Genomic DNA, 21,951 nt, shown 5'->3' with positions numbered 1-21,951 from the left:
GATTGCAGCTGGGGATTTTACTCCCCAAAGTTAAATTTTATATAAGTTCGCTAGCAAAATTTGCAAGCTTTTGCGGAGTAAATCCGAAGTGGTCAAATAGCTCGTTCGCCTTGCCGCTGGCGCCAAAGCTATTCATGCCATAAACCGCGTCGGCAAATTTATACCACTCATAGCCAGTTGCAGCCTCAACTGCGATGATGGTTGTATTTTTATCTAAAATTCTAGCCACATACTCGGCTGGCTGCTCGCAAAGCAGATCAAAACAAGGCGCTGATACGATGTTTGCACCGATGCCTTGCTCAGCTAGAAGTGCGGCTGCTTTTACGCAGAGTGAGACCTCGCTGCCGCTTGCTATAAATGTGATCTTCGCATCTTTTGCCGAGTTTAAAAGATATGCGCCGTTGCTAACCTCTCCAAATTCGCCTTTTGCAAGTGGGTCAAGCCCTTGGCGACTAAGCACAAATGCACTTGGAGCGTTTAAATTTAGAGCTACTTGCCAGCTAGCTGCGTTTTCGTTGCCATCAGCTGGACGGAAAGTGTAGAAATTTGGCATCGCTCTAAATGTGCTAAGCTGCTCGATAGGCTGGTGTGTCGGACCATCTTCGCCAACGCCGATGCTATCGTGTGTGAAGACAAAAAAGTGCTTGGTGCCCATTAGCGCTGCTATCCTTGCACTTGGCTTTAGATAGTCGCTGAAGATGAAAAATGTCGCTGAAAATGGCAAGAAAAGGCCGTATCTAGCGATGCCGTTGTTGATAGCTGCCATGGCGTGCTCTCTGATGCCGTAGTGGATATTTTTGCCATTTGGGAAGTCGCCCATGCCCTTTAGCTCAGTCTTGTTTGAAGGAGCAAGATCTGCGCTACCACCTATAAAGCCAGGAAGCTTTTTAGCTATCTCGTTTAAAATAACGTGGTTTGTATCTCTTGTAGCTAGCTTTTTGTCGCTAAAGTCTGGAAATTCGATCTTGCTAAAGTCTGGATTAAGAAGTGAGTTTAATAAATTTTTGCCTTCAATGCTTAACGCCTCAACCTTTTTGTTCCACATCGCCTCTTCAAGATCGCCCTTTTCAACTGCACCTCTAAATCTTAAAAGCACGTCTTCGTCGATAGCAAATTTCTTCTCAGGGTCAAAGCCAGCTGCGGCCTTTGCCTTTTTGATGATCTCTTCGCCAAGCGGTGCGCCGTGGCTGTGGTGGCTACCTTCAAGCTCCATTGCGCCGCGTGCTATGTGTGTGTTTGCGATGATGAGATATGGTGACTCTTTCTCGCTTGCTTGCTCTAGTGCAAATTCGATCTGGTTGAAGTCGTGTCCGTCGATACGTGCGACCTCCCAGCCCTGTGCCTCAAACCTTGCCTTGACGTCCTCGCTAAATGCGATCGCTGTGTCGCCCTCGATCGTGATGTTGTTTGAATCATAAATAAGCACAAGGTTGTCTAGTCTTAAATTTCCGGCTATCGAACATGCCTCGTAGCTTATGCCCTCTTCAAGATCGCCGTCGCCGCAAAGACAGTAAATTTTATGATCGATTATTTTATTGTCTGGCTCGTTTAGCACGTTTGCAGCGTACTTTTCTGCCATAGCTAGGCCAACTGCATTTGCTACGCCTTGACCGAGTGGGCCAGTAGCCATCTCAACGCCTGGAGTGTGAATTTCTGGGTGTCCTGGGGTGTTTGAGCCAAGTTGGCGAAATTTCTTAAGCTCATCTAGGCTTAGATCGTAGCCGCTTAGGTGTAAGAAGCTATAAACCAAGCTTGATGCGTGACCACCGCTAAAAACGAGCCTATCTCTGTTTAGCCATTTTGGATTTTTAGGGTTGTGTTTTAAAAAGTTGCTTAAAACCACCATGATATCGGCTAGGCCCATAGGAGCACCTGGGTGTCCGCTGTTAGCGTTTTGCACCATATCAGCACACAAAAATCTTATAGTATCGGCTTGTTTTTTTAGCATATGATCTCCTTTTTATTGCGTCAGATTATACAAAAAAGTGATTAAAACTTGCCTTGCATTTTTACCCAAAATGTCTAAAAAGTGATATAAATTTACGAAATTTACGCGCTTATCTTAGGTGCTTGTCTGTAAGCTCTAAGATCATCTTTGCAATGCTTGCATCTACCTGTTTTAGTGCCTCTTCTATCTCGCAAATAAGCTCATCTTTTTTCTTTTTTGCGCCAGATAGACCAAGTAAATTTGTAAATGAGTTTTTAGCTAAGTCGTTATGCACGGGCTTTCCAGCGGCCACTTCGTCGCTTGTAAGATCGATGATATCATCTTGTATCTGAAAAGCAAGGCCAAGCTTTAGGCCGATATCATAAATTTTCTCGCACTCTGTTTTGCTTAAATTTACTATCACAGCACCCATTTTTAGGCTTGCAGCGATGAGCTTTGCAGTTTTATGAATGTGTAAAAAGACTAGCTCATCAAGGCTTAGCATCTTGCCAGAGAGGCCAAATTTAGCCTTTGCCCTTTTGATGTCCTCTTTGTTTGTATTTTCAAAAAAACAATCAAGCGCCTGACCTAGCACCATACCGCTAACGCCAGCATTTTCGCTTAAAATTTCAACGCATTTTATACGAGTGTCAGCTGGTAAATCGGCACGTGAAATTTCATAAAAAGCATGCGTATTTAGCGCATCTCCTGCAAGTATCGCAGTCGTCTCGTCGTATGTGACGTGAAGCGTTGGTGTGCCGCGTCTTAGGCTTGCGTTATCCATCGAAGGCAGATCATCGTGGATAAGCGAGTATGTGTGCATCATCTCAAGCCCCAAAGCCACTCTCATCGCCTTTTGCGTGAGGCTTTTATCGACATTTTCTACCACACCAAGAAGCAAAAGCGCCCTAAAATGCTTGCCTCCAGCCTTTAGCATAACGCCAAGCGCCTCCTCGTAGTAAGGGTGAAAGCTAGGCGCTTTTGGCAAATTTGCATTTAGAAATTTTACGAAGTCCTCAAGTAGGCTCATTTTGGCACTCTTGCAAAGAACTGAAAGTCATTTCTAGTAAATAAAAGCACGAAATTTTGCAGGTCGCTTATCTTTTCTAAAAGCTCCTCGCGGCTATTCACACTCTCTTTGTTGTAGCCTAAAATTTTATCGCCGATCTTTATGCCAAAGATGTCGGCATTTGACTTTGGCTCGACCTTTGTAACTACTAAATTTTTATCAACCGTGATACCATAATCCACCAAAACTTTATCATCTAGCAAGCTCTCAGGCGACTTTGGCATGACATTTAAATTTGGCAGGTCAAGGCTTGAAGGAGCGTCAATGTCGAGGCTTTGGTTAAATTTCACATCCCCGCTTACTGGCACTTGAAAGAGTAGCTCTTGCCTATCACGCTTCACGATGATGTCCAGTTTTGCGCCCTTTGGAGCAAAAAGCACCATCTCATTTAGCTCTCTTAGGCTCTTTGGCTTGATGCCATTTACACTAACAAGCTCATCATCAACCATCATCATCTTGCCGCGGCCTAGTGGATCAACAAGACCCACAAAAAATTTATCCTCTTTTTGTAAGAATTTCACGCCGATATCGCCGTAATATACGTCATCGTAAGATACAAAGTGCTTTAGATAGCGATTTGGTATAAATTTATCAGCTCCAACAGCTATGCCTATCATCTTGCAACAAGGCGTGTTTATCTCGCCAGTCGCGTTATACTCGAAGCTTAGTGTGTCAAAGTCGCCTAAATTTTGCCCCAAAGACTTGATGTGACCCATGACGGTGTTGTTAGAGTCGTTTAAGATGCCAACCCAAGTGCTCTTTTTTATGCGCTCCTCGTTGGTCTCATCAGCCATCACAACAGGGCTTAGCTCCTTGCTAGAGCGCACTAAGAAAAGCTGCAAATACGGGTCAAATTTGACATATTCGCCAAGCGGAGCTCCCTCGCTTTTTGGCACTGCGATCAAATTTTTAGTGATAGCCACGCCAAAGTGTTTATTTACCGAGACGATTGAGTTTTTGTTCTTTTCAAAGCAGGCGTTAAAGTCCTCTTGCGTAGGCCTAGGATCGGCGTTTAGGCAAAGTGCTGATAGCAAAAATGCAAGGGCAAATTTATATTTTAGTCTCATTTTATCCCCATCGAAGCAAGGCCGCCAAGCATCCTTGAAGCGGTGTTTTTCTTGTCAGCCTCAACTGATTTTAGCACGTCATTTACGGCGCTTATTAGCAAAATTTGCATGCTCTCTTTATCTTCAAGCAAGCTATCATCTATGCTGATATCAAGTATCTCGCCGCTGCCGTTTGCTCTAACGCTTACCAGCCCGCCGCCGCTTTTTGCGCCAAATTCTTTATTTTTGCTCTCTTCTTCCATCTGCTTGGCTTGCTTTTGCACATCCTCAAGCATCTGCCCCATCTTTGAAAAGTCAAATCCCTCAAACATCGCCTACTCCTTTATGATCTCGTTTTTGTTATTTACATGCACGATGGTTGGCTTAAATTTCTTAGCCTTTTTAAATTTCATACTAGCATAAGCCACGATGATGACCACGTCGCCAACGCAGACCTTTCTAGCAGCTGCGCCATTTAGGCAAATTTCGCCTTTTTTGCCCTTTATCACGTAGGTGGCAAATCTCTCACCGTTATTTACGTCTAAAATTTCAACCTTTTGATTTTCTATCAAATTTGCAGCCTTTATAAGCTCCTCGCCGATGCTGATCGAGCCAACATAGTTTAAATTTGCGTCTGTTACGACAGCTCTGTGGATCTTGCTAGCTAAAATTTCTATATTCATTTTTACCTCTTTAAAAGCTCTTTTACTACTTCTTTGTCGCTAAATGGGTGCTTGACGCCCTTTATCTCCTGATATGGCTCGTCGCCTTTGCCAAGTATGACAAGCGCCCAGCCAGGCTCAAGCTTGCTAATGGCTAGAGCGATCGCCTCTTTGCGGTTGGCGTTTCGTATCAAATTTTCATTTTGGCTCATGCCAGCGCAAATTTCATCGATTATACTCTCTGGCTCTTCGCTTCTTGGATTGTCGCTTGTGACGATGCAAATTCTTGCGTATTTTTGGGCTATTGCTCCCATTTTAGGGCGCTTTGTCCTATCTCTATCGCCGCCTGCACCAAAGACTGCGATCAAATTTAGATGTCTAAGCGAGTTTAGCACCTTTTCGATGCCATCAGGCGTATGAGCAAAATCCACGATGACTAGCGGATCGGTGCTAACGACCTCCATCCTGCCGCTTACGCCTTTAAATTTACTTATCGCCTTTGAAAGGGCAGCTGCTTCTGGACGCTCTAGCAGGCAAACTGCGCCAAGAGCTGCGATTAGATTGTAGAGATTAAACTCACCTTGAAGGCTTGAGTCTATCTCCACATCGCCATTTGGCGTCTTGATAACTGCATCTATGCCGTCTTTTAGCCCATAAACTATCGGCGCAAAGCTGGCTGGCTTTTTAATCGCGTATGTGTAGGCGTTTTTTGGGTTAAATTTAACGCCACCATCGTCAATGTTTATGAGCTTTACGCTCTCATCGTCAAAAAAGCTTGATTTTACTCTCGCGTACTCCTCCATGCTCTTGTGGTAGTCTAGGTGATCTTGCGTTAGGTTTGTAAAAATTTTTAGGGCAAATTTCAAGCTCTCTATGCGCTTTTGAGCGATCGCGTGCGAGCTAACCTCCATCACGAAGTACTCACAGCCCTGCTCGCTGGCTACTTTTAGGTATGAGAGCGTCTTTAAAATGGCACTTGTCGTAAGCGCCTTGTCGTCTATCTGCTCGCCCTCTATAAAAGCTCCTCTAGTGCCACTTAGTCCGCATTTTTTGCCTAAATTTCGCAGGGTCTCGTAGATAGCCGCAGCCGTTGTGGTCTTGCCATTGGTGCCTGTGATGCCAACTATTTTTAAGCTTTCATCGATCTTTAAAAGCTTTTTGCACTCTTCAAGGGTGATTATCTTAGCGCCCTTTTTTACCGCATCCTCTGCAAATTTCGCATTTGCAGTAGTTTGCACAAAGTATGCACCCTGCTCGCACTCGTTTGAGTCATCTGTTATGAAGCTATTTTCTACTGATATTTTCATCGTTTTGTCTTTTTTGTATCTCTTTAAAAAGCTGATCTATACGCTCGTCGCCGCCAAACATCACCGCCGCACTCTCAAGATAGTTCATGCTCATATCGATAAAGTCATTTTTTATCAAATTTCCTAAAAATTCCAAAAAATCGTCTTTGTTTGAGATCATCACTTTGGTTGAGAACATGATGTTTTCAAAGACCTTTTTAAAGCTGCCGTCCTTATAAACAGCCCTTTTAAAGTCCTCGTAGCTGATCGCGTCTTGCTCTTCAAAGTACTCGCTCTCCTCGTCTCTGGACTCTAAAATTTTTAAAATTTCCTCCACGCCCTCGTCGTCTTCGCCGGCTCTTACCTTCGCCATGTAGTAGTCAAACAAAAGCTTTGCCTCTTCGGCATTTTCCTCACCAAGAGAGCAAATTTGTATCAAAAATAGTAAATTTTTCTCCTGCGTCTTTTCGTAGGCTAATGAAAAGTAAAAGATCGCATCTTTAAATTTAGAGCGTTTGAAATATTTTATGCCTATTTTTTTATAATCTATCAATGTCAAATTCCTCGCCTATTGGGACATTTATGACCTCAAGCTCCGGATGAATGTCTATGCGAAGCTGCCTTTCGATGCCGTATTTTAGCGTGGTTGTGCTAGCTGCGCATCCGTGACAATGTCCTGTGAGTCTTACGTAAATTTTGCCGTTTTTTATGCCAAGTAGCTCCATGCCGCCGCCGTCATTTTCAAGCATAGGTAGCACCTTTTGCAAGCTCGCAGTCACTGGTTTTAAAAGCTCTTCATCACTAAATGGGATCATATTTTTTCCTTAAATTTTTTAGCTATTATAGCAGATAAAGTGCAAACAAACGTTTTCTAGGCTTTTGCTGGGGGCATTTTGGCTTTAAATTTTGGTGTTTTTTTGTGGAGAAAAAGGGCAAATTTGCCCTTTAAGTTTAGTTTAGTAGAAGTGATTTTATATCGATTTTATGTTCTATCATCTTGCTCTCAAGCATAAATTCTTGCGTAGCTTCAAGGGCTTTTATATCATCAGCCGTGATCTTTGAGCTAAAGTCATACTGAGGATACATGCTCTTTACTGCCTCTATGCTAAGCCCAGTCTCTTCGGCTGTAAATTTAAGCGCCTCATCCTCGTTTACTTTGATGTAGTCTAAAATTTCATCCTGAGCCTTTTTAAATTTCTCAACTATGTCTTTGTGCTTTTTGTAAAACTCTCCCTAAAGAGCTAAAATTTATAGGTTTATTATAGGGATTTTGAGTGTATTAAGCTTTACGCCATTATCATCTAGTTAATTTTTTTGGTTTAAAGCTGCTGTATAAAATTTGCATTAGCTACGTGCCATCACCTCGCACACTCCAAAAGTCAAATTTTATGATTTTATAACTTGCGAATTTACTACAACACAGAATGGATAAATTTAAAAAATATAGAAATTTACAAGGTTTTTTTAGAAATTTAAAATACATTAAATTTAACATCTTGAATATCTAGCTTATTTTGCAATTAAAATCACTATACAAATTTACACTAGTTCCACGCCCATCACCCCGCTAAACACTCCAGGGGTCAAATTATGGTTTTCTAACTTGTAAATTTACTACAACAAGAAGATGCGGATAAGTATAGATAAATTTAAAAACAAAAACTTTTAAAAAAGAAAATAAACGTAAAAAAAGATAAATTTAGAAAGAAAAGAGAGCCAGATAGGCTCTCTGGGGATTATTCAGCTACTAGCTCTATATAAGCCATCTCAGCTGCGTCGCCTCTGCGAACGCGAGTTTTGATGATTCTTGTATAGCCACCGTTGCACTCTTTAAATTTTGGAGCTACTTCAGTAACTAGCTTATTTGTAGTCTCTTTGTCTTGCAAAGAAGCAAATACTGCTCTGTGAGCGTTAGAGTCGCCCTTTCTAGCTCTTGTGATAAGCTTTTCAACATAGCTTCTAAGCTCTTTTGCTTTTGGTAAAGTTGTCTCTATCTTTTCGCTTTTGATGATAGCTATCGCTAAATTCTTAAGCAATGCAGATCTATGAGATGACGTTCTACCAAGTTTGCGATATCCGTGTTTATGTCTCATCTATTGTCCTTTTATTCTTTTGCACTCATTTGTGATTTTAGCTCGGTTATTTTCTTTCTGAGTTGCTCTTTGCTATCTTTTAACACATCGACACCAACTGGATAGCCTATCTCTTCCATAACCGCTTTTATCTCTTCAAGAGATTTTTTACCTAAATTTTTAAGCTCTTTAAGCTCATTTTCGTCCATCAACGCAAGCTCACCGATAAATCTAATATCGGCTTTGTCAAGGCAGTTAAAACTTCTAGCGCTTAAATTTAGATCTTCTACGCTAGAAAGTAGCTTTGAGAACTCGCCGCTTGCACTTGAACTAGCAACTGGGGCGCTAACGTTAATATCTAAAATTCCTTTAAATACCGACATTTGTTGATACATAGCTTCTAAACAATTTTTAAAAGCTTCTACTGGACCAACTTGGCCATCTGTTGTTATCGTAAACACGATCTTCTCGTAGTCTGGGTCATCTTCAACCAAGACGTTTTGTATCTCATAAACTGCTTTTTTAACAGGTGTAAAGAAAGCATCTAGTGCGATATACTCGTCTTCGATCTCTTCTCTGATCTCTTCACTAGGAACATATCCGATACCTTTTTGGATGATAACTGAGAAATTTAACTCAGCATCTTCGTTGATGGTTGCAAGATATGCGTCTGGATTAACGATCTCAACTAGGTCGTTATTTAGGTCAGCTCCAGTTATCTCTTTTGGTCCTTTAAAACTATACTCTATAACTTCACGCTCGCTGCCGCTTTTTAATTTAAATCTGATCTTCTTCAAATTTATAATAAAAAATGCCACGTCTTCAAGCATACCACGCATACTATCAAATTCGTGACTAACGCCTTTTATCTTTACACCGATAGGAGCAAAGCCTACTGTGCTTGTGTAAAGAAGACGGCGTAGTGGGTGAGCCAAAGTAACAGCATAACCTGCTTCAAAAGGATATGCTGTAATGTTAGCGACATTTTCGCTAACACTTTTAACTTCTATTTCAGTTGGCATATAAGCTGATGTAGTAATCTTTCTCATCTTTATACCCTCTATTATTTTGAGTAAAGCTCTACTATAAATCTTTCCTCAACAGGAATGATAACCTCTTCTCTTTCTGGATTTCTAGTGAAAATTCCAAATTTTTTCTCTTTTTCCACATCTACCCAAGCGACGATGCCAGTTTGAGCTGTAAGATCGATCGCGCGGACGATTTGTGGATTGTTTTTAGATTTCTCAGCAACTTCTACTTTAGAGCCTGGCTCCACTCTATAAGATGGGATATCCACTCTCTTGCCATTTACTAAAATATGTCCATGAGTTACAAGCTGGCGAGCAAAACGACGAGTCGTTGCAAAGCCCATTCTGTAAACAACATTGTCTAATCTTTGTTCTAGTAGTTGAACCAAAAGAGCACCTGTGTTGCCCTCGCGGCGTGCTGCTTCTTGGAACAATCTTCTAAATTGTTTCTCTGAAACACCATACATAAATTTAGCTTTTTGCTTCTCGCGAAGTTGTAAGCCATATTCGCTTATTTTTGCTCTTCTTTGTCCGTGTTGTCCTGGCGCATAAGGTCTTTTTTCTAAAGCACTTTTACCAGCAAGTCTTCTTTCGCCTTTTAACGCAAGAGACACACCAAGACGTCTTTCTAATTTTTCAACAGGTCCTGTATATCTAGCCATAATAATTTCTCCTAATTTTCTCTAATTATACGCGGCGGCGTTTTGGCGGTCTGCAACCATTATGTGGTAAAGGTGTGATATCTTTGAAGAAAGTTACTTTTATGCCTTCAACACCACCTACACTCTTAACAGCCGTTTCACGTCCGCTACCTGGACCTTGAACCTTGATGCCAACTTCTTTAATGCCGTGTTCTTTTGCTTTATTTAAAGCATCTTCTACAGCTTGTTGAGCTGCATAAGGAGTTGATTTTTTACTACCCTTAAAGCCTAAGCCACCTGCACTACTCCATGCAATAGCATTTCCCATTTCATCAGTTACAGTTACCATAGTGTTGTTAAATGTTGCACTGATATAAACGATACCTTTGGCTATGCTTTTTCTAACTACTTTTTTCTTAACAATTTTTCTTTTCGCCATTTATTATCCTTTAACCCTTGCCTTACTTAGTAGCCGCACCGACAGTTTTACGTCTGCCTTTTCTGGTTCTAGCATTAGTTTTAGTCTTTTGACCACGAACAGGAAGACCTTTTCTATGGCGAAGACCTCTGTAACTTCCAAGATCCATAAGAGCTTTGATATCCATAGCAACTTGTTTTCTCAAATCACCCTCAACGATATGGTGCTCTTGAATTTCTTTACGGATAGCTGCTGCTTCGTCTTCGCTAAGCTCGTAAACTCTCTTATCGTAAGAAATTCCAGCTGCGTCAAGGATTTGACGAGATTTGTAAAGACCTATACCATAGATATAAGTCAAACCATACTCTATTCTCTTTTTGTTTGGTAAATCTACACCTGCAATACGTGCCATGCCTTATCCTTGTCTTTGTTTATGTTTTGGATTTTCGCAGATAACACGAATTATGCCACTACGTTTGACAATTTTACATTTGTCACACATCTTCTTTACAGAAGGACGAACTTTCATTTTAGTCTCCTAAAAATTTATTCCACTTTTTTAGGGGCTGCATCAGGTCTAAAGAAATAATTTAAACCAACTATTTTCAAAATAAGTGGGGAACTTTGAAAATAATTCTTCATACAGCTTTTCGCAAAGCTTGGATTTTACCTAAAACCAGCTTTAAATTTACTTAGCATATTTGCCACAAAATCAAATTTACTTATATCTATAAGTGATCCTACCCTTGTCTAGGCTATATGGCGTAAGTTCTACTTTTACGCGGTCGCCAGGCATTATCTTTATATAATGCATTCTCATCTTACCGGCGATATGACATAAAATGATATGTTTGTTGTCAAGCTCAACTTTAAAAGTTGCATTTGGCAGTGCTTCAACAACATTTCCATCAATCTCAATGACATCGTCTTTTGCCACAAACTCTCCTTTCTTTAAATTTTTGCTATAAATTTTACGCTTGACTTAAAATTTCGGCTTTGCCATTAACTATCGCCATGCAATGCTCATAATGGCTAGTTCTCAAACCATCTTTTGAGGTTACTTTCCAGTTATCGCTTCCTAAAACTGGCGTGCCATCTTTTTGGCAGATCATCGGCTCTATACAAAAAGCCATCCCCTCTTTTATCTTTGGTCCAGCTTTTGGATTGTTCCCTTCAAGATAGTTTGGAATTTCTGGCTCTTCATGTGGCCTTTTGCCTATGCCATGACCGCAATATCCGCGCAAAGGTACATATCCTCTACCAAGAATAAATTTCTCAAGCTCGTAGCTAATCTCTTTAAAATGCATACCAGCTCTTATAAAATCAATCGCAAAATATAGCGCGTCTTTTGAGCAAGCGATCAAAGCTTCGTCTTCTTTTGAAATTTTACCAACTCCAAATGTCCTAGCTGAATCACCAAAATAACCATCTAAATTTGAGCCAATATCTACACTAACGATATCGCCCTCTTTTAGCTTGTACTCATTTGGAATTCCGTGGATCACCACTTCATTGACGCTTATGCAAGCTGCATTTGGAAAGCCATAAAGCCCTTTAAAAGCAGGTTTTGCTCCAGCGGCTCTTATCATATCTTCACAAATTTTATCTATCTCAAGAAGTGAAATTCCAGGTTTTATGATCGTAGAAACGTGATCAAGTGTTCGAGCGACGATCTTGTTCGCCGCTCTCATTTTCTCTATCTCAGCTGGTCTTTTTAGCGTGATAGCCATTTTATAGACCTACTGCACTTAGAGTTTGGTATTTATTTGTATAAGACTGAGCCTCTATACGTCTCATCGTATCAAGTGCTACCGAAACCACGATAAGTACTGATGTACCACCAAAATAAAATGGTACGCCCATAGTCTTTACAAGTACCCAAGGTAATGTTGAAATGATGCCCAAGTACAAAGCTCCACCTAAAGTTAGCCTGCCAGCTACTTCATTTAGATAGCTAGCTGTACTCTCGCCTGGCCTAACACCAGGGATAAATCCGCCTTGTTTCTTTAAATTTTCACTTATATCTTTTGTGTTAAACACGATAGATGCATAGAAAAACGCAAAGAAGATGATAAATAAAAATGTCAAAACGTTAAACATATAGCCATTTGGACTTAAAAAATCGTTGATAGCCTGGATTACTGGATTTGTGCTAGCTTGTAAAATAGTACTTGGAAACATCAAAATCGCACTAGCAAATATCGGTGGGATAACACCACTTAAATTTACTTTGATCGGTATATAGTTCATTATACGTTTGTTTTGATTTTCCATTATCACTTTTCTTGAGTAAGAAATAGGGATACGTCTTTCGCCCATCTCGACAAAGATAATAGCACCAATAGTCGCTAAAATGATCACCAAAATAGCGATGACTGTTAGGAAATTCATCTCAGAAGTATTTACCAAATTTACAGTTCCGCCGATCGCACTAGGTATGCCAGAGACGATGCCCGCAAAGATGATAAGACTTATACCGTTTCCTATACCGCGCTGTGTGATCTGTTCACCTATCCACATAAGTAGCATAGTGCCTGTTAGCATAGATACAGCAGAGATCGCGATAAATAAATTCATATCTATCATGATAGCTTGCTCGCCACCACGACCGCTTAAGCTTTGAAGTCCGATAGAGACGCCGATTGATTGTACAAGAGTTATAACGATAGTTGCATAACGTATGATTTGCATATATTTTTGCATACCGTCGCGCTCTTTTTTCATCTGACCTAACTTTGGAAATGTCGCTGCTAGAAGCTCCATGATGATCGAAGCTGTGATGTAAGGCATGATACCTAGAGATATGATACTTAAACGCTCAGCGGCCTTACCACTAAACATATTAAATAGACCCAAGGCGTTGCTATTGTTTGAATTGAAAAATTCTTTAATTACGTCGACATTGACACCAGGAACTGGCACATAAGCCAGTATCCTGTATGCGAACAAAAATGCCAACGTGATTAAAATCTTGTTGGTCAGTGTTTTATCCATTATTTTGTTCCGCTAACGCTAACGTTCTCGTCTTTGATCTTTGAAGCAAGAGCTTTTGCGCTTGCACCGATTAGTTTTATCTTAGTAACGCTCTTTGAAATTTTATGAATGCTAGCTATTGTTGCGATTGAAATTTCAGCAAGCTCTTTTATAGCTGCGATCTTTTCAACATTGATAACATAAGGTTTTTCAAATTTAGAAGCAAATCCTACTTTTGGAAGACGTCTTTGAAGTGGTTGTTGTCCGCCCTCAAAGCCTCTTTTTTCATTGTAGCCTTTTCTTGCTCTTTGACCTTTGTTACCTTTGCCAGCAGTTTTGCCATTGCCACTGCCTTGACCACGACCTATTCTTTTAGTTGCATGGGTTGAACCTGCAGCAGGTGTTAATTTTTCTAATGCCATCTTAACTCCTTTCTCTTAGCTTTTTAGCAAACTAAGTGCTTTTATAGTAGCACGAACGACGTTTGCTGAGTTGTTTGAGCCAAGTGATTTAGTAAGGATATCCTTAATACCTGCAAGCTCGATAATAGGACGCGCACTACCGCCAGCGATAACACCAGTACCTTCGCTAGCTGGGCGAAGTAGCATTCTACTTGCGTTGTATTTTACCTCTACATCGTGAGGGATAGTTGTGCCCTTGATCTTAACGTGGATAATATTTTTAAATGCGTCGTCAATCGCTTTTCTCATCGCATCTGGCACCTCTTTCGCTTTGCCATATCCAAAGCCAACTAGACCATTTCTATTACCAACAACAACTAAAGCTGTAAATCTAAATCTACGACCACCTTTAACAACCTTTGTAACCCGACCGATATCGACGATTACTTCTTCAAATTCTTCTCTATTATATTTTTCCATCGATTTTCCTTTGGGTTATAGCTTGATGCCATTTTCTCTTAAAGCTTCAGCAAATGCTGCGATAACACCATGGTATAGATAACCATTTCTATCAAAAATTGCAACATCTATCTTCTTAGCTTTTAAAGCCTTAGCAAATTCTTTAGCTAAAGTGACCGCACCTTCTTTATTTGCTTTTATGCCTATTTTTCTACCATCAACTGCAGCTAGTGTAGTAGCTGTAACGTCGTCAATCGCTTGAACATAAAGAGTTCTGTTTGATTTGAAAATAGAAACTCTTGGGCAAGTTGCAACACCAGAAATTTTACCTCTGATTCTTCTTTTTCTCTTAATTCTAAGAGCGATTTTTCTTTTTAGTACTTTTGCTGTCATTTACCGCCCCTTACTTCTTAGATGTCTTGCCCGCTTTGCGGATGATACGTTCTTCTAGATATTTAACGCCCTTGCCTTTATATGGCTCAGGTGGTCTAAATCCTCTAACTTGAGCAGCCACTTGACCTACTACTTGTTTGTCGTCACCTTTGATAGTAATAACGTTTTTATCAACGCTAGCTTCAACACCTGCTGGTAACTCATAGTTGATAAGGTGTGAAAAACCAAGAGATAGCTCTAAAATTTTACCTTTTGCAGCTGCTTTGTAACCAACACCGTTGATCTCAAGCTGGCGAGTAAAGCCATGAGTGATACCAGTTACGATGTTGTTAGCAAGTGCTCTATATGTTCCCCAGTAAGCTCTGCTTTGGCGATCTTCGCCCTTTGGAGCAAAAACTATATGACCATTTTCTATCTTGACATCAACATGACCTTTTGTGTCAAGCTCTTTTAAGTGATTGCCCTTTTTAAATTTTAGGACATTATTTTCAACGCTAACGTCTACACCACTTGGGATAGCGATAGGCTGTTTTCCAATACGTGACATTTTTTTCCTTTACTTGTCTAGGGTGTTCCTACATTTACGAATAAACACCACAATGCCGTAAATTTGATCGTCAAATTTGACGAAACCTTCATTTGAATTTCTAAATTTAGCTTTGGCGAAATATAAAATTTCACCTAGCTAAAAAGAAATTTTAACCTTAAGCTATAAGGTCAAAATAGCGTTTTTAACGCAGTTTATTACCAAACGGTGCAAAGAACCTCGCCGCCAACGCCAGCTTTACTTGCCTCAATACCGCTCATAACGCCTTTGCTTGTGCTAACGATAACTGTTCCGTAACCATTTTTAAAACGCTTAATGTCGTCTTTACCTTGATAAACGCGGCGACCAGGTTTTGAAACCCTTTTAAGCTCGTTTATAACGCTTCTGCCGTACTCATCATACTTTAAAACTACGTTTATAAATTTCTTGTTACCTTCTTCGATAACGTTGTAGCTCTCTACATAGCCTTTTGCTGCAAGGATAGAAAGAGTAGCCTCAACAACCTTAGAATGAAGCAATTTCGCAGTCTCAAGTCTTCTCATACTTGCATTTCTAATGCGTGTTAATCCATCTGATATTAAATCGTTCAACATTTCTCTTCCTTACCAACTTGCTTTTTTAAGACCAGGTATTAGGCCTTCGTTAGCCATTTTTCTTAGGCAAACACGGCAAATTCCAAAATCTTTATAAACAGAGTGCGGACGACCGCAAATTTGGCATCTAGTATAGCCGCGAACCGCAAATTTTGGCTTGCGTGCAGCTTTTGCTATCATTGATTTCTTTGCCATTTTACTTTCCTTTTGCAAACGGCACACCAAATAGCTCTAGCAATTTGAATGCCTCTTTATCGTTTTTAGCCGTAGTAGCAATTGTAATATTCATACCATGAGTTCGTAAAATTTTATCGTACTCAACCTCTGGAAACATTAGCTGCTCGCTAAGACCGAAGTTATAGTTTCCACGTCCATCAAAGCCATTTTTTGGAAGACCACGGAAGTCTTTAACTCTTGGAAGAGCAACGCTAATTAGCTTATCTAAGAAAGCATACATTTGCTCTTTTCTCAAAGTTACTTTGATACCAACAGGGAAACCTTCGCGAACTTTAAAGCCAGCAACTGATTTTTTAGCATCAGTGATAACCGCTTTTTGTCCAGCGATAAGTGAAATGGTATCAGCCATATTTTGAAGCACTTTCTGATCTTTCGCAGAGTCTCCAGCACCTACACTGATCACGATCTTCTCGAGTGCAGGGATGAGCATTGGATTTTTGATGTCAAATTCTTTTACGAGAGCTGGCTTGATAGTTTCGTTAAATTTATCTTTTAATCTACTCATATCTCTTATCCTTCAACTTTCGCGACATTTGATATGTCAATTGGCATCTCTTTATTTACGTGACCACCATTTGGAGTTTTTTCGCTTGGTTTGATAGCTTTTTTAGCTACTTTGCATCCCTCAACTATAACCTGACCTTTTTTTGCAAGAACTGCTAAAATTTTACCAGTTTTGCCTTTATCGTCACCAGCGATAATCTTTACAGTATCGCCTTTTTTGACTTTAAATTTTACATTAGCCATTATAAAACCTCCGGAGCTAGCGAAACAATCTTCATAAAGTTAGCATATCTAACTTCACGTCCAACTGGTCCAAAAATACGAGTGCCGACTGGCTCTTTTTTGCTATCAAGTATAACAGCTGCGTTCTCGTCGAAGCGGATTAGCGAACCATTATCTCTTTGAACCTCTCTTTTAGTTCTTACAACAACAGCTTTTACAACCTGTCCTTTTTTGATCTTACCATTTGGAAGAGCTTTTTTAACAGAGCAAACTATGATATCGCCAAGTGTAGCGTATCTTCTTTTGCTGCCGCCAAGAACTTTTATACACATTAACTCTTTTGCACCGCTGTTATCAGCAACTGCAAGTCTTGTAAAACTTTGAATCATTACTCAACTCCCTTTGCCAATACAGCTTTTAAGCGAAAATTCTTGCGAGCTGAAAGTGGTCTGCACTCAACTGCAACAACTGTATCGCCTGCTCTTGTCTCATTTTTCTCATCATGAACTAAATACTTCTTAAAGCGTTTTACAAATTTATGGTATCTTGGGTGCATAACGCGTCTTTCTACCAAAATAGTAGCTGTTTTATCTCCAGCTTTTTGTAAAACAACACCTTGAATTTCTCTTTTTAATGCCATTTTACGCCCCTTGTCTTGTTGCACTAATTGCAGTGTTGATCTGAGCTATCTCTTTGCGAACAGCACTAATCTCATTAGGGTTGCTTAACTGCATAGTTTTTAGCTTTTGTCTCAAAGTAAATAAAAGCACCTTTTTCTCTTTTAGCAACGCGTTTAATTCTGCAACGCTCTTATCTTTTAACTCAGTATATTTCATTTTCACTCTCTCGCGTTACAAATTTTGATTTGAAAGGAAGTTTGTGTAGAGCCAAAGTTAAAGCTTCACGAGCCAACTCTTCGTCAACACCAGCCATTTCAAATATTATACGACCAGGTTTAATGTTCATAACCCACTCTTCAACTCCTGCCTTACCTTTACCCATACGAGTTTGTAGAGGTTTTTTAGTAAGTGGCTTGTCAGGGAAAACCCTAATCCAAATTTTAGCTTGTCTCTTTACGTGACGAGTTAGAGCTTGACGAGCAGCTTCTATTTGGCGTGAATTTACTCTACCAGCCTCAACAGCTTTAAGTGCAAATTCGCCAGTTGCTAAAGATGCTCCGCGAGTCGCATAACCACGGTTGCGACCTTTCATTTGCTTACGAAATTTCGTTCTTTTAGGCATCAACATAATTATTTACCTCTTCTTGCTCTACGTGTTTTCTTAGGTGCTTCTTCTTCAGTTTTCTCAGGTTGAACACCCTTTTGAAGAACCTCACCTTTAAAAATCCATACTTTAATACCTATGTTTCCATAAGTTGTATGAGCCTCAGCTACACCGTAATCTATCTTTGCTCTAAGAGTATGAAGCGGAACGCGACCTTCTAGATACCACTCGGTTCTTGCCATCTCAGCGCCACCTAAACGACCAGCAACTGAAATTTTGATACCTTTAGCGCCTGATTTTTGAGCACCTTGGATAACTTTTTTCATAGCACGTCTAAATGCGACACGCTTTTCAAGTTGCATAGCTACGTTTTCAGCAGCAAGTTGAGCTGAAGCTTGAGCTTTTCTTTCTTCTTTGATATTTACATTTACTTCTTTGCCGATAAGTTTGCTAACTTCGTTTTTTAGGTTTTCAACATCTTGGCCTTTTTTGCCGATGATGATACCAGGACGAGCTGCAACCACGGTTACACGAAGTTTTTTAGCCGTTCTTTCGATTAAAATTTGGCTAATTCCTGCATAGTAAAGCTTTTTCTTTAAAAATGCACGAATTTTGTAATCTTCACCGATATTTTCAGGAAGACTTTGTTTGGTTGGAAACCATCTAGATTCCCAGTTGCGGTTAATTCCTAGTCTAAGACCTATTGGATTTACTTTTTGTCCCATATTATGCTTCCTTCTTTTCAGGTTTAGATACTTCTACCATTACATGAGAAGTAGGTTTGCGAATTTTGCTCGCTGTTCCTCTTGCTCTTGGTCTAAATCTCTTTAATACAGGACCAGCGTCAACGCGGCAACTAGTTACTACAACTTCTTCTGGCTCAAATCCGCCATTTGCTACTGCTGAGCTAATAGCGTTTGCTATAAATTTAGCACCACGATTTGGCATAAATTGCAAGCTTGCAAGCGCTAGCTCGGCATTCATACCTTGAACTTCTCTTGCTATAAGTCTTGCTTTTGTAGGAGAAAGTCTTACGAATTTTATAATTGCTTTACTCATATTATCTCCCCTTACTTGCCGATTTTCTTTTGCACTGAGCCTTTGTGACCCTTAAATGTGCGTGTTGGAGCAAATTCGCCAAGTTTATAGCCTATATGATTTTCTGTAACATATACAGGAATAAAGCTCTTGCCATTATGAACGTTAAATGTTAGTCCAATCATTTCAGGTACAATCGTGCTACGTCTTGACCAAGTCTTGATTGGTTTGTTATCGTTTGCATTTTTTGCGGCAATAACTTTTTTCATTACATGATCATCTACGAAAGGACCTTTTTTGAGTGATCTTGCCATCTCTATTTTCCTTTCCTTCTTGAAATTATAAGCTTATCGCTAGCTTTTTTACGGCGAGTCTTAGCACCTTTAGTTGGTTTACCCCATGGAGTAACTGGGTGACGGCCTGAATTTTTCTTACCTTCACCACCGCCGTGTGGGTGATCAACTGGGTTCATAGCAGAACCACGTGTTTGTGGGCGGATACCGCGGTAGCGATTACGTCCAGCTTTACCTATAGTGATGTTAGCCCAGTCTTCGTTGCCTACTACACCGATACTTGCCATACACTCAGCTAGTACTTGTCTCATCTCGCCACTTGGCATTCTTAAGATAACATACTTCTCTTCTTTACCCATTAGCTGAGCATAACCACCAGCTGAACGAGCTATCTGAGCGCCTTTACCAGGTTTTAGCTCTACGTTATGAACTATAGTACCAACTGGGATAAATCTTAATTTCATAGCGTTGCCTGGTTTAATATCTAGTGAGCCCTCATCAATAGATGCGATAACGTCGCCAACATTTAGGCCATTTGGTCTAATGATATAGCGTTTTTCGCCATCTTTGTAAGCTATAAGAGCGATACGGCAGTTTCTGTTTGGATCGTACTCGATCGCTTCAACTTTACCTTCTATACCAAATTTACGACGTTTAAAATCGATGATACGATAAAGTTTTTTTGCACCTGCTTCTTTATGTCTTGAAGTTATACGACCATTGTTGTTTCTACCGCCAGTTGCAGGTAGTTTAACAAGCAAGCTTCTAACGCTTGGTTTAGCTGTTATATCTTCAGAGCTTAGTCCAGTCATATATCTACGACTAGGTGTATATGGTTTATATGATTTTATAGCCATCTTACGCCTCCGTATTTTCTAGGCTTACGCCTTCAGGTAACTTAACGTAGAATTTCTTTATCTCGTCACGTTGGCCTGCTCTTCCTCTAAAACGCTTAACCTTGCCGCTAATTCTAAGTGAATTTACGCGAACAGGCGTTACTCCAAAATACTCTTGTAAAACCGCTTTTAAGCTGTTTTTTGTAACCCTTGGTGAAGTTTGGATAACAACAACGCCTTGTTCTTGAAGGCCTAGAGTTTTTTCTGTATAAATAATTGTTTTGATATCAGTTATATCCGCCATTTTAGCCCTCTTTTGTTATAGTTTTTAGTGCAGCTTTTTCAATGATAACCGAACTAAATGTAGAGACAAGATAAGCATTTATCTCATTTGAATCTACTACATAGCAGTTTGCTAAATTTCTAAAAGCAAGTAGTGTTTTATCGTCTAGCAAATCTTTAACGATAAGTGCATCTTTTACTTTTAAATTTTTGATGATATTAGCTGCATCTTTTGTCTTTCCAGACTCGATTGAGATGCTATCTACTGCGAAAATTTTACCATCTTGTGCTTTTACTGCCAAAGCGTACTCAAGAGCTAGTCTTTTTTGTTTTTTATTGACTTTTTGAAAATAGTTTTTCTCGTTTGTTGGACCAAATGCAACTGCACCGCCTACCCAAACGTTAGTTCTAGTCGAACCTGCTCTTGCACCACCACGTCCTTTTTGTCTCCATGGTTTTTTACCACCGCCGCTTACAAAAGCACGACTTTTAGTATGAGCCGAATTTGCTCTTATACCAGCAAGGTAAGATTTTACATAAAGATATAGGTTGTGCGGATTTACTTCAGCGTAGCTTGCAGGAAGCTCTAACTCGCCTGAATTTTCAAATTTATCGTTTAATACGTGAATTTTACTCATTTTACAATCCTTATTTTACCCATTGCACCATTGTGACCAGGAACGCAACCTTTTACAACTACGATGCCATTTTGAGCGTCAAAGCTTATTAGCTCGTTTTTAACAGTAACTTTCTCATTGCCCATGTGTCCTGCCATTTTCATACCTGGTTGAACACGACCTGGCCATTCGCAGTTACCAATTGAACCATGGCGTCTGTGGAAACGTGAGCCGTGGCTTTTTGGACCACCACCGAAACCATGTCTTTTTACCACACCTTGGTAGCCTCTACCTTTTGAGTTAAAGCTAACTTTTAAAATTTTAGCCTCATTTAATGGTGTAAAGTCTAGGTTTCCAACTTCGCTATTAGCTACTTCAAGCGTAGCAAATTTGTTAAATTCTGCAGTCAGATTGTATTTCTTTTGCTGACCAGCGATAGCTTTGTTGTTTGCTTTAGTGTGGGCATACGCTACGATAGCACGTTTGTTTTCGTCGATCTCACATACTTTAGCCTCAACTAGCTTAAGTAGTGTAACTGGCGTACTCTTCGTGGCAATCGTTCTACTCATGCCTATTTTTTCTACAATATATTCCATACTCTTATCCTTTTGTCCGCTTATTTCATCGCACGAACTTCGACATTAACTTCTGGAGCTAGGTCGAGTTTTGTTAGGCTATCTACAGTTTCTGGAGTAGCAGCTACGATGTCAAGCATACGAGCGTGTATTCTCATCTCAAACTGCTCACGTGAGTCTTTGTTGATGTGTGGAGATTTTAAGACTGTATAGCGTTTGATCTTTGTAGGCATTGGTACCGGGCCACGAACGTCGGCACCTGTTCGTTTGACAGCTTCTACGATTGCTGCAACAGTGCGGTCTAGAACTCTATGGTCGTAAGCTTTTAGCTTTAACCTGATTCTTTCCATGTGTTTTCCTTTAAAAAGAACTTGTCGCAAACTCGCGACCTCTTTACATCAAAATAACTCGCATAGGATCAAGCGATCGTACGAGCAAGACATAGGTCTTTCGTAAAGAGATAGGGATTTTACAAAAAAGCTATTATAGTTGTCAAGAAAAACGCTATTTTTTGTTGAATTTTGATTAATTATTTCCTTTTGATAAGGAAGGTATCTAAGTTAGCTATAAATAAATTTTAGATTTTTTATATATTAGTTTGAGCTTTT

At 40.0% G+C, this 21,951-nt stretch carries 38 protein-coding genes; all 38 read right to left on the bottom strand.

The window, feature by feature from the left end; all coding sequences use genetic code 11:
- Positions 1 to 37: 37 nt before the first annotated feature.
- The 38 genes from tkt to rpsJ all read right to left on the bottom strand — a co-directional run bounded on the left by tkt (position 38) and on the right by rpsJ (position 21,693).
- The gene (tkt, locus tag HMPREF1019_RS08410) at positions 38 to 1,948 is read right to left on the bottom strand and encodes a transketolase (RefSeq protein WP_009295272.1); all 1,911 of its coding nucleotides are present in this window, start codon (positions 1,946 to 1,948) and stop codon (positions 38 to 40) included.
- Between the two features lie 109 nt (positions 1,949 to 2,057).
- Positions 2,058 to 2,957 carry a polyprenyl synthetase family protein gene (locus HMPREF1019_RS08405; protein WP_009295271.1) on the bottom strand — a complete coding sequence of 300 codons (900 nt, stop codon included), beginning with the start codon at positions 2,955 to 2,957 and terminating at the stop codon, positions 2,058 to 2,060.
- On the bottom strand, positions 2,954 to 4,063 hold the full coding sequence (locus HMPREF1019_RS08400; protein WP_009295270.1) for a DUF7488 domain-containing protein: 1,110 nt from the start codon (positions 4,061 to 4,063) through the stop codon (positions 2,954 to 2,956). Before HMPREF1019_RS08400 ends, HMPREF1019_RS08405 begins: the two co-directional genes overlap by 4 nt.
- Positions 4,060 to 4,374 (bottom strand): YbaB/EbfC family nucleoid-associated protein, encoded by a 315-nt coding sequence (locus HMPREF1019_RS08395; RefSeq protein WP_002941513.1) that lies wholly within the window; start codon positions 4,372 to 4,374, stop codon positions 4,060 to 4,062. Before HMPREF1019_RS08395 ends, HMPREF1019_RS08400 begins: the two co-directional genes overlap by 4 nt.
- 3 nt (positions 4,375 to 4,377) lie before the next feature.
- Positions 4,378 to 4,725, bottom strand: a complete 348-nt coding sequence (panD, locus tag HMPREF1019_RS08390) for an aspartate 1-decarboxylase (RefSeq protein WP_002941539.1) — start codon at positions 4,723 to 4,725, stop codon at positions 4,378 to 4,380.
- A 2-nt stretch (positions 4,726 to 4,727) separates the two neighbouring features.
- The gene (locus HMPREF1019_RS08385) at positions 4,728 to 6,011 is read right to left on the bottom strand and encodes a UDP-N-acetylmuramoyl-L-alanyl-D-glutamate--2,6-diaminopimelate ligase (RefSeq protein WP_009295269.1); all 1,284 of its coding nucleotides are present in this window, start codon (positions 6,009 to 6,011) and stop codon (positions 4,728 to 4,730) included.
- Entirely contained in the window at positions 5,989 to 6,543 is a 555-nt protein-coding gene (locus tag HMPREF1019_RS08380; protein WP_009295268.1) for a hypothetical protein, read from the bottom strand. The genes HMPREF1019_RS08385 and HMPREF1019_RS08380 overlap by 23 nt, the downstream gene beginning before the upstream one ends.
- A complete protein-coding gene (locus tag HMPREF1019_RS08375; RefSeq protein ID WP_009295267.1) occupies positions 6,530 to 6,805 on the bottom strand; it encodes a NifU family protein in 276 nt (91 codons plus the stop codon). The genes HMPREF1019_RS08380 and HMPREF1019_RS08375 overlap by 14 nt, the downstream gene beginning before the upstream one ends.
- A gap of 136 nt (positions 6,806 to 6,941) precedes the next feature.
- The gene (locus HMPREF1019_RS10550) at positions 6,942 to 7,076 is read right to left on the bottom strand and encodes a hypothetical protein (protein WP_258030631.1); all 135 of its coding nucleotides are present in this window, start codon (positions 7,074 to 7,076) and stop codon (positions 6,942 to 6,944) included.
- A gap of 650 nt (positions 7,077 to 7,726) precedes the next feature.
- The gene (gene rplQ, locus HMPREF1019_RS08370) at positions 7,727 to 8,083 is read right to left on the bottom strand and encodes a 50S ribosomal protein L17 (RefSeq protein WP_009295266.1); all 357 of its coding nucleotides are present in this window, start codon (positions 8,081 to 8,083) and stop codon (positions 7,727 to 7,729) included.
- Positions 8,084 to 8,094: 11 nt separating this feature from the next.
- Positions 8,095 to 9,111: a DNA-directed RNA polymerase subunit alpha gene (locus HMPREF1019_RS08365; RefSeq protein WP_009295265.1), complete on the bottom strand. Its 1,017-nt coding sequence runs from the start codon at positions 9,109 to 9,111 to the stop codon at positions 8,095 to 8,097.
- Positions 9,112 to 9,125: 14 nt separating this feature from the next.
- Positions 9,126 to 9,752, bottom strand: coding sequence for a 30S ribosomal protein S4 (gene rpsD / locus HMPREF1019_RS08360; protein ID WP_002941501.1), 627 nt, complete (start codon positions 9,750 to 9,752; stop codon positions 9,126 to 9,128).
- Positions 9,753 to 9,777: 25 nt separating this feature from the next.
- Positions 9,778 to 10,170, bottom strand: a complete 393-nt coding sequence (gene rpsK / locus HMPREF1019_RS08355) for a 30S ribosomal protein S11 (RefSeq protein ID WP_002941551.1) — start codon at positions 10,168 to 10,170, stop codon at positions 9,778 to 9,780.
- Positions 10,171 to 10,192: 22 nt separating this feature from the next.
- Positions 10,193 to 10,561, bottom strand: a complete 369-nt coding sequence (gene rpsM / locus HMPREF1019_RS08350; protein WP_002941610.1) for a 30S ribosomal protein S13 — start codon at positions 10,559 to 10,561, stop codon at positions 10,193 to 10,195.
- 3 nt (positions 10,562 to 10,564) lie between these two features.
- A complete protein-coding gene (rpmJ, locus tag HMPREF1019_RS08345) occupies positions 10,565 to 10,678 on the bottom strand; it encodes a 50S ribosomal protein L36 (protein WP_002941545.1) in 114 nt (37 codons plus the stop codon).
- Positions 10,679 to 10,867: 189 nt separating this feature from the next.
- Entirely contained in the window at positions 10,868 to 11,086 is a 219-nt protein-coding gene (gene infA / locus HMPREF1019_RS08340; RefSeq protein WP_002848031.1) for a translation initiation factor IF-1, read from the bottom strand.
- A 34-nt stretch (positions 11,087 to 11,120) separates the two neighbouring features.
- Positions 11,121 to 11,879 (bottom strand): type I methionyl aminopeptidase, encoded by a 759-nt coding sequence (gene map / locus HMPREF1019_RS08335; RefSeq protein WP_009295264.1) that lies wholly within the window; start codon positions 11,877 to 11,879, stop codon positions 11,121 to 11,123.
- 1 nt (position 11,880) lies between these two features.
- Positions 11,881 to 13,143: a preprotein translocase subunit SecY gene (secY, locus tag HMPREF1019_RS08330; RefSeq protein WP_009295263.1), complete on the bottom strand. Its 1,263-nt coding sequence runs from the start codon at positions 13,141 to 13,143 to the stop codon at positions 11,881 to 11,883.
- Positions 13,143 to 13,544, bottom strand: a complete 402-nt coding sequence (gene rplO, locus HMPREF1019_RS08325; RefSeq protein ID WP_009295262.1) for a 50S ribosomal protein L15 — start codon at positions 13,542 to 13,544, stop codon at positions 13,143 to 13,145. Before rplO ends, secY begins: the two co-directional genes overlap by 1 nt.
- Before the next feature lie 15 nt (positions 13,545 to 13,559).
- Positions 13,560 to 14,003 carry a 30S ribosomal protein S5 gene (gene rpsE / locus HMPREF1019_RS08320; RefSeq protein ID WP_002941646.1) on the bottom strand — a complete coding sequence of 148 codons (444 nt, stop codon included), beginning with the start codon at positions 14,001 to 14,003 and terminating at the stop codon, positions 13,560 to 13,562.
- Between the two features lie 15 nt (positions 14,004 to 14,018).
- A complete protein-coding gene (gene rplR, locus HMPREF1019_RS08315) occupies positions 14,019 to 14,375 on the bottom strand; it encodes a 50S ribosomal protein L18 (RefSeq protein WP_002941658.1) in 357 nt (118 codons plus the stop codon).
- Between the two features lie 10 nt (positions 14,376 to 14,385).
- Entirely contained in the window at positions 14,386 to 14,922 is a 537-nt protein-coding gene (gene rplF, locus HMPREF1019_RS08310; protein WP_002941606.1) for a 50S ribosomal protein L6, read from the bottom strand.
- A gap of 197 nt (positions 14,923 to 15,119) precedes the next feature.
- Positions 15,120 to 15,515 (bottom strand): 30S ribosomal protein S8, encoded by a 396-nt coding sequence (rpsH, locus tag HMPREF1019_RS08305; RefSeq protein WP_009295261.1) that lies wholly within the window; start codon positions 15,513 to 15,515, stop codon positions 15,120 to 15,122.
- A gap of 9 nt (positions 15,516 to 15,524) precedes the next feature.
- Positions 15,525 to 15,710 (bottom strand): type Z 30S ribosomal protein S14, encoded by a 186-nt coding sequence (locus tag HMPREF1019_RS08300; protein WP_002941532.1) that lies wholly within the window; start codon positions 15,708 to 15,710, stop codon positions 15,525 to 15,527.
- 1 nt (position 15,711) lies between these two features.
- Positions 15,712 to 16,257, bottom strand: coding sequence for a 50S ribosomal protein L5 (rplE, locus tag HMPREF1019_RS08295; RefSeq protein ID WP_002941643.1), 546 nt, complete (start codon positions 16,255 to 16,257; stop codon positions 15,712 to 15,714).
- Positions 16,258 to 16,262: 5 nt separating this feature from the next.
- Positions 16,263 to 16,499: a 50S ribosomal protein L24 gene (gene rplX, locus HMPREF1019_RS08290; RefSeq protein ID WP_009295260.1), complete on the bottom strand. Its 237-nt coding sequence runs from the start codon at positions 16,497 to 16,499 to the stop codon at positions 16,263 to 16,265.
- A complete protein-coding gene (gene rplN, locus HMPREF1019_RS08285) occupies positions 16,499 to 16,867 on the bottom strand; it encodes a 50S ribosomal protein L14 (protein WP_002941516.1) in 369 nt (122 codons plus the stop codon). The genes rplX and rplN overlap by 1 nt, the downstream gene beginning before the upstream one ends.
- On the bottom strand, positions 16,867 to 17,118 hold the full coding sequence (rpsQ, locus tag HMPREF1019_RS08280; protein ID WP_002941511.1) for a 30S ribosomal protein S17: 252 nt from the start codon (positions 17,116 to 17,118) through the stop codon (positions 16,867 to 16,869). Before rpsQ ends, rplN begins: the two co-directional genes overlap by 1 nt.
- Before the next feature lies 1 nt (position 17,119).
- Positions 17,120 to 17,314, bottom strand: a complete 195-nt coding sequence (rpmC, locus tag HMPREF1019_RS08275; protein ID WP_002941625.1) for a 50S ribosomal protein L29 — start codon at positions 17,312 to 17,314, stop codon at positions 17,120 to 17,122.
- The gene (gene rplP / locus HMPREF1019_RS08270; protein WP_002941572.1) at positions 17,301 to 17,726 is read right to left on the bottom strand and encodes a 50S ribosomal protein L16; all 426 of its coding nucleotides are present in this window, start codon (positions 17,724 to 17,726) and stop codon (positions 17,301 to 17,303) included. The genes rpmC and rplP overlap by 14 nt, the downstream gene beginning before the upstream one ends.
- 2 nt (positions 17,727 to 17,728) lie before the next feature.
- Complete coding sequence (gene rpsC / locus HMPREF1019_RS08265) at positions 17,729 to 18,427, bottom strand: 30S ribosomal protein S3 (RefSeq protein ID WP_002941650.1); 699 nt, start codon at positions 18,425 to 18,427, stop codon at positions 17,729 to 17,731.
- 1 nt (position 18,428) lies between these two features.
- Positions 18,429 to 18,761 carry a 50S ribosomal protein L22 gene (gene rplV, locus HMPREF1019_RS08260; protein WP_009295259.1) on the bottom strand — a complete coding sequence of 111 codons (333 nt, stop codon included), beginning with the start codon at positions 18,759 to 18,761 and terminating at the stop codon, positions 18,429 to 18,431.
- 11 nt (positions 18,762 to 18,772) lie between these two features.
- Positions 18,773 to 19,054 carry a 30S ribosomal protein S19 gene (gene rpsS, locus HMPREF1019_RS08255; protein ID WP_002941639.1) on the bottom strand — a complete coding sequence of 94 codons (282 nt, stop codon included), beginning with the start codon at positions 19,052 to 19,054 and terminating at the stop codon, positions 18,773 to 18,775.
- A gap of 2 nt (positions 19,055 to 19,056) precedes the next feature.
- Positions 19,057 to 19,890, bottom strand: a complete 834-nt coding sequence (gene rplB / locus HMPREF1019_RS08250) for a 50S ribosomal protein L2 (RefSeq protein ID WP_002941522.1) — start codon at positions 19,888 to 19,890, stop codon at positions 19,057 to 19,059.
- Between the two features lies 1 nt (position 19,891).
- A complete protein-coding gene (locus HMPREF1019_RS08245; protein WP_002941535.1) occupies positions 19,892 to 20,173 on the bottom strand; it encodes a 50S ribosomal protein L23 in 282 nt (93 codons plus the stop codon).
- 1 nt (position 20,174) lies between these two features.
- Complete coding sequence (gene rplD, locus HMPREF1019_RS08240; protein ID WP_009295258.1) at positions 20,175 to 20,789, bottom strand: 50S ribosomal protein L4; 615 nt, start codon at positions 20,787 to 20,789, stop codon at positions 20,175 to 20,177.
- Positions 20,786 to 21,364 (bottom strand): 50S ribosomal protein L3, encoded by a 579-nt coding sequence (rplC, locus tag HMPREF1019_RS08235; protein ID WP_002941563.1) that lies wholly within the window; start codon positions 21,362 to 21,364, stop codon positions 20,786 to 20,788. Before rplC ends, rplD begins: the two co-directional genes overlap by 4 nt.
- A gap of 20 nt (positions 21,365 to 21,384) precedes the next feature.
- Positions 21,385 to 21,693 carry a 30S ribosomal protein S10 gene (gene rpsJ, locus HMPREF1019_RS08230; protein ID WP_009295257.1) on the bottom strand — a complete coding sequence of 103 codons (309 nt, stop codon included), beginning with the start codon at positions 21,691 to 21,693 and terminating at the stop codon, positions 21,385 to 21,387.
- Positions 21,694 to 21,951 lie beyond the last annotated feature (258 nt).

Origin of the sequence: Campylobacter sp. 10_1_50 (genome assembly GCF_000238755.1) — a bacterium.
GTDB classification, from domain to species: Bacteria; Campylobacterota; Campylobacteria; order Campylobacterales; family Campylobacteraceae; genus Campylobacter_A; species Campylobacter_A concisus_R.
The sequence above is the reverse complement of the archived record's forward strand: the minus strand, read 5'-3'. Positions and strand labels throughout refer to the sequence as shown.